Origin of the sequence: Nocardia cyriacigeorgica GUH-2 (genome assembly GCF_000284035.1) — a bacterium.
In the GTDB taxonomy this organism is placed as follows: Bacteria; Actinomycetota; Actinomycetes; order Mycobacteriales; family Mycobacteriaceae; genus Nocardia; species Nocardia cyriacigeorgica_B.
On the sequence record NC_016887.1, the window covers coordinates 5,402,769 to 5,418,877 of the forward strand.

Genomic DNA, 16,109 nt, shown 5'->3' on the forward strand with positions numbered 1-16,109 from the left:
GCTCGGCGTAGGTCAGGGCCTCACCCTCGAACCGCACGGCGATGGCGTCGGGGGTGGCGGCGATGCGGGCGGCGAGCATGTCGTCGAGGGTTTCGACCGGGACCACCTGGTCGGTGGCGTTGCATGCGGTCAGCAGCAGGTCGCGCTCGGCGGGCGAGAGCAGGTCGAGTTCGCCGACGCGCACGTCCGGGGTGTCGACAAGGGCGCGCAGGACCTGGTCGAACGCCGCCAGGAAGCGGGTGGCGGTGGCGTCGTCGAAGAGGTCGAGCGCGTAGTGCAGGTGGACGTCGATGCCGTCGGGGGTGCCGTCGGCGGTGTAGCGGTCGGTCAGCGTCCAGTCCAGATCGAGCTGGATCGGCGCGGCATCCACCTCGAGGGCGGTGATGGCGAGGCGGTCGAGCCGCAGATCGGGTTTGGACTGGTTCTGCAGCGTCAACGCCACCTGATAGAGCGGGGCGTGGGCCTGGGAACGCACCGGATTCAGGGCGTCGACCAGCTGCTCGAACGGGACGTCGGCGTGCTCGAAAGCGGCCACGTCGACCGACCTGACCTGGGCGAGCAGTTCGGTCGCGGTGGTGTCCGGGCGCACCTCGGTCCGCAGGACAAGGGTGTTGACGAACATGCCGACCAGATCGTCGAGCGCCTGATCACCGCGACCGGCTACCGGGGTGCCGATCACGACGTCGTCGGTGCCGGCCAGGCGCGCGAGCAACGTCGCCAGCGCGGCGTGCAGCACCATGAAGGGGGTGGCGCGATGGTCGGCGGCGAGCTCCTGGATGCGGCGATGCAGTGCCGCGTCGAGGCGGGCGGTGCGGGCGGCGCCACGGTTGGAGGCAATGGCGGGGCGCGGGCGGTCCGACGGGAGAGTGATCACATCGGGGAGGCCGGCGAGGCGGTCGGTCCAGTACGTGAGCTGCTGGGACAGGGCGGAATTCGGGTCATCCGGGCTGCCGAGGGCCTTGCGCTGCCAGAGTGCGAAATCGGCGTACTGGAGTGGGAGCGGGGTGAATTCCGGTGCGGTGCCTGCGGAACGCGCGAGGTAGGCGAGGGCCAGATCGCGGGTGAGCGGGGCGAAGGACCAGCCGTCGGCGGCGATGTGGTGGATGACGAACAGCAGGACGTGGGTGTCGGTGTGGTCGGGTGCCTGCTCGGTCACCCGCAGCAGCTCGATGCGGAGCGGCACCTCGCTGGTCACGTCGAAGCCGGTCTGCGCGGCGGCTGCCACAAGCTGCGGCAGCTCGGCGGCCGTGACCGGGCGCGGCTCGAGGGCCAGCGGGTCGGCGGCGGGGAGCACGAGTTGCGATGCGGTGCCGTCGTGTTCCGGGTAGACGGTACGCAGGGTTTCGTGGCGAGCGATGACGTCGTCGATGGCGGCGCTCAGGGCCGCCACATCGAGCGGGCCGGTGAGCCGCAGCGCGAAGGGGATGTTGTAGCCGGCGCTATCGGTGTCGAACCGGTTGAGGAACCACATGCGCTGCTGGGCGATCGACAGCGGGATGGGGGCGGTGCGGTCCTGAGCCGTCAGCGGCGGGCGGGAGGGCGATGCGTCCGCCGTGTCCGCCTCGATCAGGCGCGCCAGCTCACGCACCGTCGGCGCATCGAACACCGCGCGCACCGGAACCCGCGTGCCCGCCGCCTTGCTGAGGCGCGAGGCGAGCTGGGTGGCGATGAGCGAATTGCCGCCGAGCCCGAAGAAGTCGTCACCCGCGCCGACCTGCTGCACGCCGAGCAACGCGGTGAAGACCTCGGCCACAAGGGTTTCCGCAGGTCCTGTCGGCGCGACGAACTCCACGGGCGCCACAGCCGGGGCAGGCAGCGCCTTGCGGTCCAGCTTGCCGGAGGCGTTCACGGGCAGCGCGTCGAGCACGACGAAGCCGCTCGGGATCATGTACGCGGGGAGCGTGCGGGAGAGTTCGGTGCGGAGGGAGTCGGCATCGAGAAGGTTGGTGCGCGCGGGTCCGGACGCCACCGGGCCATCGAGCGCCGCGCCGGTCGACGCGGTGGCAGGGTCGGGCACCAGATACGCCACGAGCTGTGGCCCGGTCCCGTGGTCGTCGCGCACCAGGACCACTGCCTGGGCGACCGATGGGAGGGCCAGCAGCGCCGCCTCCACTTCGCCCAGTTCGATGCGCAGGCCGCGCACCTTCACCTGGAAGTCGGTGCGGCCGAGGAAGTTCAGTTCGCCGTCGGCGGTCCAGGTCATCAGGTCGCCGGTGCGGTACATGCGGGTGCCAGGGGCGCCGAAGGGGTTGGCGAGGAAGCGGTCGGCGGTCAGGTCGGGGCGGGCGAGGTAGCCGTTGGCGAGCTGGGCGCCGGCCAGGTACAGCTCGCCGGGAACACCGGCGGGGACGGGGCGCAGGCGGGTGTCGAGGACGTAGGCCTGGCTGTTCCACACCGGGCCGCCGATGGGCAGCACGGTGTCGTCGGCGTCGGTCACCTCGTGGGCGGTGATCTCCACGGCCGTCTCGGTGGGGCCGTACATGTTGTGCACGCGGGCGCCGGTCACCGCGCGGGCGCGGTGGGCGATGGCGGCGGGCAGGGTTTCGCCGGAGCAGAAGATGTGGCGCAGGGTGGGGACGTCCTGCTCCTCGGCGACGAACGCGGCCAGCATGGACGGCACGAAATGCGCGACGGTGATGGATTCACGGCGCATCAGATCGGCCAGGTAGACCGGGTCGCGATGGCCGTCCGGCTTGGCGAGCACCATGCGCGCGCCGACCTGCAAGGGCCAGAAGAACTCCGGCACCGAGACGTCGAAGGTGGCGGGGGTCTTCTGCAGCAGTGCGTCGGTGGAGTCGATGGCCACGTAGGCCGACTGCATCCAGCGCAGCCGGTTGACGATGGCGCCGTGACTCATCGCCACCCCCTTGGGGCGGCCGGTGGAGCCGGAGGTGAACAGCACGTAGGCGGTGTTGGAGGGCCGCAGCGGGGCCCGTCGGTCGGCGTCGGTCACCGGGGCGGGCGAGTATCCCGTGAGCTCGAGTTCATCGATGCGGATCTGCTCGGCCACGACATCGAGGTCCGTGCCCGAGGTGAGGACGAACAGTGGTGCGGCGGTGTCGAGGATGTGGGCGGTGCGCTCGGCCGGATGATCCGGATCCAGCGGCACGTAACCACCACCGGCCACCGTCACCGCGTACATGCCGACGACGAGGTCGATGGAGCGACGCATCCCCAGCGCTACCAGGGTCTCCGGGCCGACGCCCCGCTCGATCAGATAGCGGGCGAGCCGATTGACCCGCGCCGCGAACTCACCGTAGGACAGCGTTTCGCCAGAGACCGAGACGGGCTGATCCGTTGTCCGGCCGGCGGGAGTCCCGTCGAAGGTGATCGCGGGCGCCTGCGGGGTGCGCGCGGCCTGTTCGGCGAACAGGTCCGCGAGCGTCTCGGCGGGCAGCGGGTGGTCCGTCTCATTCCAGCCAGCGAGTACCCGCGCGCGTTCGGCCTCGTCGAGTAATTCGATATCGCCCACCCGAACCTCCGGATCGGCGGCTATCGCGGTGAGTACCCGCAGGAATCGCGTGGTCAGCGATTCGATGGTGGCGGCGTCGAACAGATCGGTGGCGTAGCGCAGGCTGCCGCTCAGCGCGGTGGCGTCGGCGTCGGTGACCACCAGGTGCAGATCGAACTTGACGGTCTCGTCGGCGATATCCACCGGCTGTACCCGCAGCCCGGGCAGCTCGATCGCCGCCGCCGCGCCACGCTGCTCGCCGAAGCTCAGCATCACTTGGAACAGCGGATGCGCACCGCTGGTCCGGTCCACGTCCATGGTCTCGGCCAGCTGCTCGAACGGCAGCTCGGCATGGGCGAAGGCCGCGAGATCGGCGTCGCGCACCGCGTCCAGCAGTTCGGTGAAGGTGGCCTCGGGCCGCACCTCGCAGCGCAGCACCACGGTATTGACGAACATGCCGATGAGCGCGTCCAGCTCCCGCTCGCCGCGCCCGCCCACGGGCGTGCCGACGACGATATCGCTGCTCGCGCTCAACCGCCCCAGCGTCGCCGCGAACGCGGCATGCACCACCATGAACAGCGACGCACTCCCCCGCCGTGCCAGCGCACGCAGCCCCTCGGAAACCTCAGGGGTGACCGCGAACTCGACAACTCCCCCACGCTGCGACGGCTGCGCCGGACGCGGCCGGTCGGTCGGCAGGGCCAGGTCGGCGGGCAGCCCGTCGAGCACCGCGTGCCAGAACCGGATCTGCTGATGGGCCGGATCGCCGGGACGGTCGGCGTCGCCGAGCAGTTCGCGCTGCCACAGGCTGTAATCGGCGTACTGCACCGCGAGTTCGGGCAGTTCGAGTGCGGTGCCGGCGCTGCGAGCCCGGTAGGCACAGATCAGGTCGGTCACCAGCGGCGTCAGCGACAGCGCGTCGGCGGCGATGTGGTGCACCACAAAGACCAGCAGATGCTCATCGGTGCCGTCGACGTCCAGCAGCGCGACGCGCGCCGGCAGCTCGGTGGTCACGTCGAATCCGCCGCGCGCGATGGCGGCCACCGTGGCGTCGATATCGCGCGGGCTCACCTGGACCGGACGCACATGCAGACTGATCTCGTCGGCGGACAGGATGGACTGATAGGGCCCGGCCTCGGACTCCGGGTAGAGCGTGCGCAGCGATTCGTGCCTGGTCAGCACGTCGAGCACGGCCTGTTCCAAGGCGCGCGGATCAAGTGTTCCGGTCAGCCGCAACACCACGGGCAGGTTGTAGACGCCCGTAGACGCCGACTCCTCGTTCTCCCACCGGTTGAGGAACCACAGCCGCTGCTGGGCCGGGGCCAGCGGAATCCGCTCGGGACGCTCGCGGCGGGACAACGCCGGTCGCGGCGTGGCTTCGGCACGCAGTTCCGCGACGGCGGCCGCGAAACCCGCGACGGTCGGCGCGTCGAACAGCGCGCGCACGGGCACGCGCACACCGGCGGCCGCACCGGTACGAGCGGTGACCTGGGTGGCGTCGAGCGAACTGCCGCCGAGGGCGAAGAAATCATCGTCCACACCGACCCGCTGCACGTGCAGGACCTCGGCGAACACCTCCGCCACCAGGCGCTGATCGGCGTCAACGGGCGCGCGGAACCGAACAGTTTGCAACACCGGCACCGGCAGCGCCTTGCGATCCAGTTTCCCGCTGGTGTTGAGCGGGAACTCGTCCAGCTCGATGACGGCGGTGGGGACCATGTACGCGGGAAGCCGCTGGGACAGCGAGTCTTTCAGCGCAGCCACATCCAGGTCGGCACCCACTGCCCGGATGACGTACCCCGCCAGGAAATCCCCGTCCGCACCGCTGATCAACCGGGCCGCCGCCTGGCTCACCCCCGGGTCGGCCAGCAGCGCGCTCTCGATCTCGGCCAGCTCGATCCGCTGCCCACGGAACTTCACCTGGAAATCGGCGCGGCCCAGGTACACCAGCTCGCCGTCGGGGGTCCAGCGCACCAGGTCGCCGGTGCGGTACATCCGCCCGCCGTCGAGCTCGAACGGGTTGGCCACGAACCGGTCGGCGGTCAGGTCGACGCGCCCGTAGTAGCCGCGCGCCAGCTGCGCCCCGGCCAGATACAGCTCACCCGGCACCCCGATCGGCACCGGACGCAGCCGCGAATCCAGCACGTATACCTGCGAATTCCACTCCGGCTCGCCGATCGGCACCAGCGGAGCGTCGGCCTCGGTGACCTCGCGGTACGTGATCGAGACGGCGGCCTCGGTCGGGCCGTAGAGGTTGTGCAGGCCGGCGTCGCACACGGCGTGGAAAGCCGCCACCGTCTCCGGCGGCAGCGCTTCACCGATGACGAAGACCTCACGCAGCGAGGACAGCTCGGCGCGCCGAGCGTGGGCGGCGAACACCGTCAGCATGGACGGCACGAAGTCGGTCAGCGTGACGCCGTGGCGCTCGATCGTCTCGGCGATGTAGCGCGGGTCGCGATGCCCGTCGGGTGCGGCGAGCAGCAGCGTCGCGCCGGTGCGCAGCGGCAGGAAATAGCCCCACAGCGACACGTCGAAGGTGGTCGCGGTCTTCTGCAGATACACATCGCCGGTGCGGGGCCGGTACTCGTGCGCCATCCAGGCCAGCTGGTTGGCGATGGCCCGATGGGTGACGGCGACACCCTTCGGTTTGCCGGTCGAGCCGGAGGTGAAGATCACGTAGGCCGGGTGGTCGGGGTGCAGCGGGCTGCGGCGCTCGGCATCGCTGATCGCGGAGGTGGGAACCTGCGACAGGTCCAGGGCGTCCAGCAGGTGCACCGGCGCTTCGGTGGCCGCGGCGAATCCCGCTGCGCGCGTGCTCAACACACAGTGCGGCCGCGCCGTCTCGAGAATATGGCCGATGCGCTCGACCGGGTGCGACGGATCCACCGGCACATACGCGCCACCCGCCCGCGCCACCGCGTACATCGCGACCACCAGCTCCACCGATCGCGGCATCGCCAGCACCACCAGCGATTCCGGGCCAACCCCGGTGCCGATCAGGAACCGGGCCAGCCGATTGACCCGCTCGGACAGCTCGGCGTAGGTCAGCCGAACCGGAATCGGGTCCTCGGCCACCAGGGCGACAGCGTTCGGACTGCGCCGCACCTGGCCGTCGAAACCCTCATGCAGAAACCGGTCGGGCACCTTGTGTCCGCTGGCGTTCCAACTGGCGGTGACGTAGTCGAGTTCGCCGGCGTCGAGCAGTTCGATATCACCGATCGCGGTGGCCGGCTCGGCGACGGCCGCACCGAGCAGGCGCAGGAACTTCGCGGCGAACTCGCGCACCGTCGGCGCGTCGAACAGGTCGGTGGCGTAGGTGAATTCGGCGCGGTAGCCGTCGGCCGCATCGGAGACGGTGAGCTGCAGGTCGAACTTCGCGAACTCGGCGCCGAAGTCCACCGTCTCGGCGGTGAGACCGGGCAGTTCCAGGGCCAGCGGGGCGAGGTTCTGCATGAACAGGGCGACCTGGAACAGCGGGTGCCGCGCCTGGGAGCGAGCCGGGTTCAGCACCTCGACCAGACGCTCGAACGGGACGTCGCTGTGGGCGAAGGCGCGCAGGTCACGGTCGCGAGCATGCGCGATGAGGTCGGTGAAGGTCGCGGCAGCGGGCACCTCGGTGCGCAGAACCAGGGTGTTGACGAACATGCCGACCAGATCGTCGAGTTCGGCGGCGCCACGGCCGGCGACCGGTGTGCCGATGGCGATGTCGGTGGTCCCGGACAGCCGCGCGAGCAATGCGGCGAGTGCGGCGTGCAGCACCATGAACGGGGTCGAACCGGTCTCGGCGGCCAGGCGTTCGACGGCGGCGCGCAGCTCGCCATCGATGCCGAACTCGTGCACGGCGCCGCGATAGGTGGCCTGCTCCGGGCGTGGGCGATCGGACGGAAGATCCAGCTGCGCGGGCAGGTCGGCGAGTTCGGCGGTCCAGAATTCGAGCTCGCGGGCGGCCATGGATTGGGCGTCTGCTTCGTCGCCGAGCACGTGCTGCTGCCACAGCGCGTAGTCGGCATACTGCACCGCGAGGGGTTCCCAGCGCGGCGCGTGACCGTCGCGGCGGGCCGCGTAGGCGGTGATCAGATCGCGCAGCAGCGGGCCCATGGAGACGCCGTCGGCGGCGATATGGTGCACCACCAGCACCAGGGTGTGATCGTCGGCGGCCGCACGTAGCAGGCGGATACGCACCGGGACCTGCTCGGCCACATCGAATCCGATGCCCGCGATCTCCCGCACCGCCGTGGGGATATCGGTGGCCGGGTCCGGGGCCAGGTCGACGGCCGCGACCGGGCGCACCTTCTGGACCGGGCCGTTCTCGTGACGCGGGTACAGCGTCCGCAAGACCTCATGGCGGCCCAGCAGATCGGTGATCGCCGCCGACAAGGCCGCGAGGTTGAGTTCACCGCGCAGCCGCAGCGCCACCGGGATATTGTCGACCGCCGCAGTGGTGCCGCCGGATTCGACGGCGAATTGGTTGAGGAACCACATGCGGCGCTGAGCCGGGGACAAGGGGATGCGGTCCGGGCGCGGGCCCGCGACCAGGGCGTGCCGCGGCACGGCTGACTGCTCAACGGACGCGGCCTCGGCCGCGTGGGCATCGCCGGATGCGAGCGTCGCGAGACCGGCCGGGGTCGGGTTGTCGAAGAAATCGCGCACATCGACGGTGATGCCGAGGGCAGCACCGATGCGGGCGAGGGCGCGGGTGGCGATGAGGGAGTTGCCGCCGCGTGCGAAGAAATTGTCGTCGGCGCCGATGCGGTCGTGGCCGAGCAGGTCGGCGAAGATGGCGGCGACGGTGCGTTCTGATTCGGTCGCCGGCTCGCGGTATTCGGTCGCTGCCGAATCGAAGTCGGGTTCCGGCAGGGCACGGCGATCCAGTTTGCCGCTCGGGTTCAGCGGCATCTCGTCGAGGACGATGAGCTTGGCCGGGACCATGTAGTCGGGTAGTCGCTTGCGGAGTGCGTCGAGTAGCGCGGAGGGATCGAGCCGAATCGCGGGATCCGATTCAGCGCTACCAGCAGCCCGGCGGCGTGCGGCGACGACGTAGGCGACGAGTTGGTCCCCGGCAGCCGATTGATGCACGACGGCAGCCGCTTGGGCGACTTCCTCCTGGTCGAGCAGGGCCGATTCGATCTCGCCCAGCTCGATCCGGAGCCCGCGCAGTTTCACCTGGAAGTCGATGCGGCCCAGGTATTCCAGTTCGTCGGGGCCGCCGTCGGTGCCGGGGGCCCAGCGCACCAGGTCGCCGGTGCGGTACATGCGGTCGCCCGGTGCGCCTTCGGGGTTGGCGACGAAACGGTCGGCGGTCAGGCCGGGGCGGGCGAGATAGCCGCGGGCCAGCTGCACGCCGGCCAGATACAGCTCGCCGACCACACCGGTCGGGACGGGGCGCAGGTTGTCGTCGAGGACCAGCAGGTCGGTGTCGTCGGCGGCGGTGCCGATCGGCACGCTGTCGCGGTCGGCGGCGGTCACCTCATGGGCGGTGACGTCGACCGCCGCCTCGGTCGGCCCGTACAGGTTGTGCAGGGTGGCGCCACTGATATCGCGGAACGCGGCAGCGGTCGCCGCCGGCAGGGCCTCACCGGAGGCGAAGACCAGTCGCAGGCTGTCAATGGATTGCGCCGCGCTCGGCTCGGCCACGAACACGGCAAGCATCGATGGCACGAAATGCGTGACGGTCACGCCGGATTCACCGATAGCCCGCGCCAGGTACGCGGGATCTCGATGCCCCTCCGGCCGCGCGATCACCAGCCGCGCACCGACCTGCAACGGCCAGAAGAACTCCCACACCGACACATCGAAGGTGAACGGCGTCTTCTGCAACACCACATCATCGGCGCCGAGCCGGTACAGCCGCTGCCGCCAGCGCAGATTCGCCACGATCGAGCGATGCGACACCGCCACACCCTTGGGGCGGCCGGTGGAGCCGGAGGTGAAGATGACGTAGGCGGTGTTGTCGGGAGACACGGTGGGCCAGACGGTTTCGTACGTCGTCACCGAGGCCGCCGCCACCTCGTCGATGCACAGCGTCCGCACCGAGGGATCGAGTGCCGGTCGATCGCCCGAGGTGGTCAGCACGACCGCCGGGCGCGCCACATCGAGGACGTAGGCGATGCGGTCGGCGGGATGATCCGGGTCGATCGGGACGTATCCACCGCCCGCCTTCAACGTCGCGTACATGCCGACCAGCAGTTCCAGCGACCGGCGCAGCGCGAGCCCGACCAGCACATCCGGGCCGACGCCGAGCGCACGCAAGCGGCGCGCGAGGACATCGACGCGAGCGCTGAATTCGGCGTAGGTGAGCGTGGTGCCCTCGAACTCCAGCGCGACGGCGTCCGGGGTGCGGCGCACCTGCTCCTCGAACAGGCTGATGAGGGTCTCGGCGGGCGCGAGCGGCGTCAACGCGGGCGCGGCGGCGAGCACGGCATCGGTGAGCAGCCGCTCGAGCAGATCGGCCAGCACCCCGTCACCGGATTCCAGCAGCGCGGGAAACCGGCCCGACACCACGATCGGCAGCAGTTCCCCGGCGCCGAGGGCCCCGCCCATGGCCTCGTCCAGCGCCGTCAGCTCGGCCGCCAACTCCCCATATCCGACCGCGACACCATCATGCGCGACGGCCGTCCGTTCGGGTTCGATCTCGGCCACCGTACGCACGAGTCCGGGCAGATCGTCGATACCGTAGGCCCGCCGCAACGCGACCAGCTCACCCGCAGCACCGTCCATGCCGACCGAACCGGCCGCGATCGAATCCGCGTGAGTCATCAGCAGTTTCCTTCCGAATCGACATCTGAGGTGGTGGGGGCCGTGCTGCTCGCGGCGGGTGCAGCACCCGGCGGCGCGGCGGACAACGCGGTGGCGGGAGCATCGGCGCCGGCGTCGACAACCGCTGCGGCGCAGGCACCGACATCGGCGGCGAGGCCCGAAGCAGCGGCGGCCGGGCCCGAGACAGCAGCAATGATGGCTTCGGCGGCCGCGCGCAAATTGCCAGTGGCGGTCGCTAGGCCAGCGGCGCCGAGGGCGGCCAGGACACCGGGGACCGATCCGGCGAGGGCGACGTTGATCAGCGTCTCCGGTTTCGCGGCGGCGCCCATGGCTTTGGCTGCCGTGGTGATCTTCGTGGCGAGTTGGCCGAAGGTGACGGTGTGGTCGCCGTGGGTGAAGGCGGCGCGGTCCGGCTCGAGGGCGGCAGCGGCGGCAACCAATGCGGGGAGGTCCGCCGGTGGGCTCGCGGGTGAAGCGGAGGCCGGCGATCCCGAACGTACTCCGGCAGCCGGCACGCTGGGTGCGGACGACCGAGCTGTCGCGGATCCTCCCGCACGCTCGGCTTCCGTGCGGATATCGATCGCCCGCACGCTCACGCCCGGGTCGGCGGCGATGGCATCGAGGACCAGGAGCAATCGCTCGGCGATGCGCCGCACGGTCTCGGCGTCGAAGATGTCGGTGGCGTAGCCGAGCTGGAAGTTCAGGCCGGCCCGGGCGGGGCGTTCGATGCCGGTCAGGTGCAGGTCGAACTTGGCTTCGGACAGGCCGAGATCCAGTGCACGCACCTCCAATCCGGGCAGCGTGACGACGCTGGGCGGCATGTTCTGGTAGGTGAACATCACCTGGAACAGCGGGGTGTAGCTGGTGGAGCGGGTGCGGCCGAGGGCGTCGACGACCTGATCGAACGGGACGTCGGCGTGGGCCAATGCCCGCAGGTCGCGGCGGCCGGTGTCGCGCAGCAGGCCGGCGACGGTGGTGCGCGGGTCGAGCTGGGTGCGCAGTGCGACGGTGTTGACGAACATGCCGATCAGGTCATCGAGGGCGCGTTCACCCCGTCCGGCCACCGGGGCGCCGATGACGACGTCGGTGCTGCCGGACAGCTTGGCCAGCAACACCACGAGGGCACTGTGGATCACCGAGAACACCGTGGTGCCGTGGGCGCGCGCGACCGTGTCGAGCACGGCCAATCGTTCGGCATCGAGAGCGAAATCGACGGTGGCGCCGCGCATATCGCGCCGGGCGGGCCGAGGCCGATCGGTGGGCAGGGCGAGCAATTCGGGTGCGTCGCGCAGTTCGCCGGTCCAGTAGGCGAGCTGGCGCGCGGCCAGGCTCTCCGGGTCGTCGCTCGCGCCGAGCAGCTCGTGCTGCCATTCGCTGAAGTCGCTGTACTGGATCTCCAGCGGCTCCCATTCCGGGCCGTGCCCGGCGGTACGCGCCAGGTACGCGGTGACCAGATCGCGGGTCATCGGCGCGATGGAGTAGCCGTCAGCGCTGATGTGGTGCAGCACCACCACCAGGACGTGGTCATCCGGTGCGAGCCGGAACAGCGCGGCGCGCACCGGTGGCGCGGCGGTGATATCGAAACCGGCGGCGACGAACTCGGCGATGGTGGCGGCGAGAGCGTCCTCGCGCACCGGCCGCGGGGTCAGATCGACGGCGACCGCGTCGGCGTCGAGCACATCCTGGACCGGCCCGGCCGCACTATCCGGGTAGCGCGTGCGCAGCGCCTCGTGCCGGTCGAGCACATCGCTGATCGCGGCGGTGAGCGCGCTGAGATCCAGTACGCCGGTGAGCCGCAGCGCGGCGGGCACGTGGTATGCGGAGGAGTCCGGGTTCAGCCGGCTGACCACCCACATGCGTTGCTGCGCGGGCGACAGCCGAGCCGGACCGGTCGCGGTGCGAGGTGCCAGCGGCGGGCGCGCGGGCCCGTTCGACGACTCCAGCGCGGCGGCCAGCCCCGCCACTGTCGGCGCCTCGAACACGGCCGCGACCGGCACCTGCCTGCCGAGTGCGGCGCCGAGCCGTGCGGTGAGCCGGGTCGCCATGAGCGAATTGCCGCCGAGGGCGAAGAAATCATCGTCCGCGCCGACGGCGGTCGCGCCGATGATCTCGGCGAACGTGCGCGCGACGAGCCGTTCCAGCTCGCCCGCCGGCTCCCGGAATGCGGCCTCGGTGAACACCGGTTCGGGCAGCCGCGCCCGGTCGACCTTGCCGTTGACGTTCAGCGGCAGCGCATCGAGCACCATGATCGCCGACGGCACCATGTACGCAGGCAACTCGCCGGCCAAGGCCGACCGCAAGCGATCTGCCGCCTCAGAATCAGCCTGGGGCACAGTCACATACGCGATCAGCCGGTCGCCGGAATGTTCATCGCGTCGCGCCACGGCAACCGCCGCCCGCACCTGCGGATCGCGCCGCAGCGCCGCCTCGATCTCGCCCAGCTCGATCCGGAACCCACCGACCTGCACCTGGAAATCCGCGCGCTCGACATATTCGAGATTCCCATCGGCCAGCCTGCGCACGATATCGCCGGTCCGGTACATCCGTGTACCGGAGCCGTGCGGATCGGCGACGAACCGGTCCGCGGTCAGCCCGGGACGGCCGTGGTAGCCGCGCGCGAGTTGCGCGCCGGACAGGTACAGCTCACCGGCCACCCCGATCGGCACCGGACGCAACCGCGTGTCGAGAACGTGCACGCCGCTGTTCCACACCGGACGCCCGATCGGCACCGTCTGCGACGGCTCCTCCACCGGGTACGCGGTGATCGACACCGCCGCCTCGGTCGGCCCGTAGAGGTTGTACAGGCGCGCCTCCACCTCGGCCGGCCCCGGCACCGCGCACACCGCGAACTCGGCAACCGTGGCCGCGGGCAGCGCCTCACCGATCGCGAGCACGTGGCGCAGCGACGCAGGCAGTGGCTGACCACCCGCCACCAGCATCCCGATCAGGGACGGCACCGCGTGCAGCACCGTGACGTCGTGTTCGGCGATGAGCTCGCGCAACCGGTCCGGATCGCGTTCGCTGCCCGGCGCGGTGATGACGAGGGTGCCGCCGGTCGTCAACGGCGACCACAGTTCCCACACCGACAGGTCGAAGGTGGCGGGAGTCTTGAGCAGGGCGCGGTTGTCGCGACCGAGACCGAAATACCGGCGCAGCCAGATCAACTGATTCACCACGGCGGCGTGCGGGACGGTGACGCCCTTCGGCAGGCCGGTCGAGCCGGACGTGAAGATGACGTACGCCGGATGTTCGGGCCGCAGCGGACGAATGCGCTCGCCGTCGCGGATGGGTCCGGCGGCGGCGTGCAGAGCGAGCCGGTCGATCTCCAGCACCGGCACATCGGTCTCGACCGGCACACCGTCGGCGGCCGTGGTCAGCACGCACACCGGCGCGGCGGTCGCGACGATATGGCGGATGCGGTCGACCGGATGATCGGGGTCGATCGGCACATACGCACCGCCCGCGCGCACCACCGCGTACATCGCCAGCACCAACTCCACCGAGCGGCGCATGGCCAGCACGACCGTGGTCTCGGGGCCGACGCCCTGGGCGATGAGGGTGCGGGCCAGGCGGTTCACCCGCGCATCGACCTCGCCGTAGGACAGCCGCGCGCCGCCGACCGCGTCGATGAGGGCGGTCCGATCGGTATCAGTGGCCGCGAAGACCGAGAGATCGGCCAGCGTCACGGCGGGCACCGGATAGGCGGTCTCGTTCCAGCGGGCCAGACGCGCGTGGTCCGCGTCGTCGAGGAGATCGATCTCGCCGACGGGCAGATCCGGGTGGGCCGCGACCGTCGTCAGGACGCGGTGGAGCTGGTCGAGGATGCGTTCGGCGGTGCCGGATTCGAACAGGTCGGTGGCGTAGCCGAGGGTCAGCTCGATGCCCGCTGCGGCACCGTCGGTGGTGTACCGGTCGACCGCGAACAGGTGCAGATCGAATTGCGCTGTACCACTGTCGAACTCGATCGCCTCGATATCGACCCCGGGCAGGCGGAGTTCGCCGCGTTCGTGGTTCTGGAACGAATAGCCGACCTGGAACAGCGGATGCCGCGCGGTGGAGCGGCGCGGATTCAGCACCTCGACCAGCCGCTCGAACGGGACGTCCGCGTGCGAGAGCGCGGCCAGATCGGTTTCGCGGGCGCGGGTGAGCAGGGCGTCGAACGGTTCGGCGCCGTCTACCGCGGTGCGCAATACCAGGGTGTTGACGAACATGCCGATGACGTCGTCGAGTTCGGCGGCACCGCGCCCGGCGACCGGGGTGCCGACCGCGATATCGCCGGTCCCGGACAGCCGGGCCAGCAGCGCGGCGAAGGCGGCGTGCACCACCATGAACAGGGTCGCGCCGTTGCGGCGGCCGAGCGCGATGAGCGCGGCGTGCAGCTCGGCGTCGACGGTGCGGGCGATCTTCGCGCCGCGCAGGCTCTGCTTGGCCGGGCGCGGACGGTCGGTGGGCAGGGCCAGCTGATCGGGCAGCCCGGCCAGGTTGTCGCGCCAGAAGGTGAGCTGCCGGGCCGCGAGCGATGCGGGATCGTCCTCGGCGCCGAGCAGCCGGTGCTGCCACAGCGCGTAGTCGGCGTACTGCACCGCGGGCGGATTCCAGCACGGCGCGCATTCCTCGAGCCGCGCGGTGTACGCCGTCATCAGGTCGCGCACGAACGGCGCGATGGAGGAACCGTCGGCCGCGATGTGATGCAGCACGGCCGCGAAGACGACCTCGGTGTCCGACAGCCGCAGCAGCCGCATCCGCACCGGGATCTCGGCGGTGATGTCGAAGGTGGTCTCGGCCAGCTCCCGGATCCGGGCCGGCAGCTCGGCCTCGGTGACCGGCTCCGGCTCGAGCACCGGGATCGCTTGGGCGGCAGGGATGATCAGCTGCTCGGCAGTGCCATCGACCTCCGGGTAGCGGGTGCGCAGCGATTCGTGCCTGCCGATCACATCAGCGACGGCGGACCGCAGCGCGGCGAGATCGAGCGCGCCGGTCAGTCGCAGCGCCAGCGGAATGTTGTAGGCCGTCGAGGCGCGGTCGAAGCGGTTGAGGAACCACATGCGCTGCTGTGCGGGCGAGAGCGGTAGCCGCGCCGGACGCGCACCGGCGATCAGCGGCGGGCGGCTCGGCTCGCTCGCATCGGCCCCGGCCACCACGGCCAGCTCGGCCACCCGCGGATGCTCGAACAGCGCCCGCACCCCGACCGTCCGCCCGAACGCCGCCCCGATCCGCGCCGCCGCCTTCGCCGCCAGCAGCGAGCTGCCACCCAGATCGAAGAAGTCGTCATCGGCACCGACCCGATGCCCGCCACCGTTGCCCAGCCCGAGCACCTCGGCGAACACCCCGGCCACGATCTCCTCGGCAGGGGTGGACGGCTTGCGATACACCGTGCCCTCGAACACCGGCGCCGGCAGCGCAGCCCGATCCAGCTTCCCGTTGACCGTCAACGGAATCCGCTCGACCCGCACGATCGCCGCGGGCACCATGTGCTCCGGCAGCCGTCGACCCAGCCCCTGCCGCAGTGCGGTCAGATCGACCGCACCCGGCGCGACCAGGTAGGCGACGATTCGCGGCTCATCGGCCAGGTCGGTGCGCACCACGACGGCCGCCTCTCGAACCGCCGACGCCGTGTCGTCCAGCGCCGCCGCCTCATCCAGCAGCGCCGCTTCGATCTCACCCAGCTCGATCCGGAACCCGCGCAGGTTCACCTGCTGGTCGGCGCGGCCGAGGTATTCCAGCTCGCCGTCGGGGGTCCAGCGGGCCAGGTCGCCGGAGCGGTAGGCCAGGGAGCCGTCGTCGGCGTAGGGGTCGGCGACGAAGCGGGCGGCGGTGAGGGCGGGGCGGCCGAGGTAGCCGCGGGCCAATTGACCGCCGGAGACGTAGATTTCGCCGGGCACACCCACCGGGACCGGGCGTA

General features: G+C 70.9%; 2 protein-coding genes (both cut by a window edge). Both read right to left on the reverse strand.

Features of this window, described 5'->3' with window-relative positions; all coding sequences use genetic code 11:
- A protein-coding gene (locus tag NOCYR_RS24215; protein ID WP_014353045.1) for a non-ribosomal peptide synthetase crosses the window boundary here: on the reverse strand, positions 1-10,207 show its beginning. The gene continues 15,134 nt to the left of window position 1, outside the view; the window shows 10,207 of its 25,341 coding nt (coding positions 1-10,207); its start codon is at positions 10,205-10,207; its stop codon lies off the left edge, out of view.
- On the reverse strand, positions 10,207-16,109 hold the end of the coding sequence (locus NOCYR_RS24220; protein ID WP_014353046.1) for a non-ribosomal peptide synthase/polyketide synthase. Its footprint extends 12,373 nt past the window's final position; 5,903 of the gene's 18,276 nt are visible here — the last part of the coding sequence; its start codon lies beyond the right edge, outside the window — the gene reads right to left on this strand; the stop codon is at positions 10,207-10,209. Before NOCYR_RS24220 ends, NOCYR_RS24215 begins: the two co-directional genes overlap by 1 nt.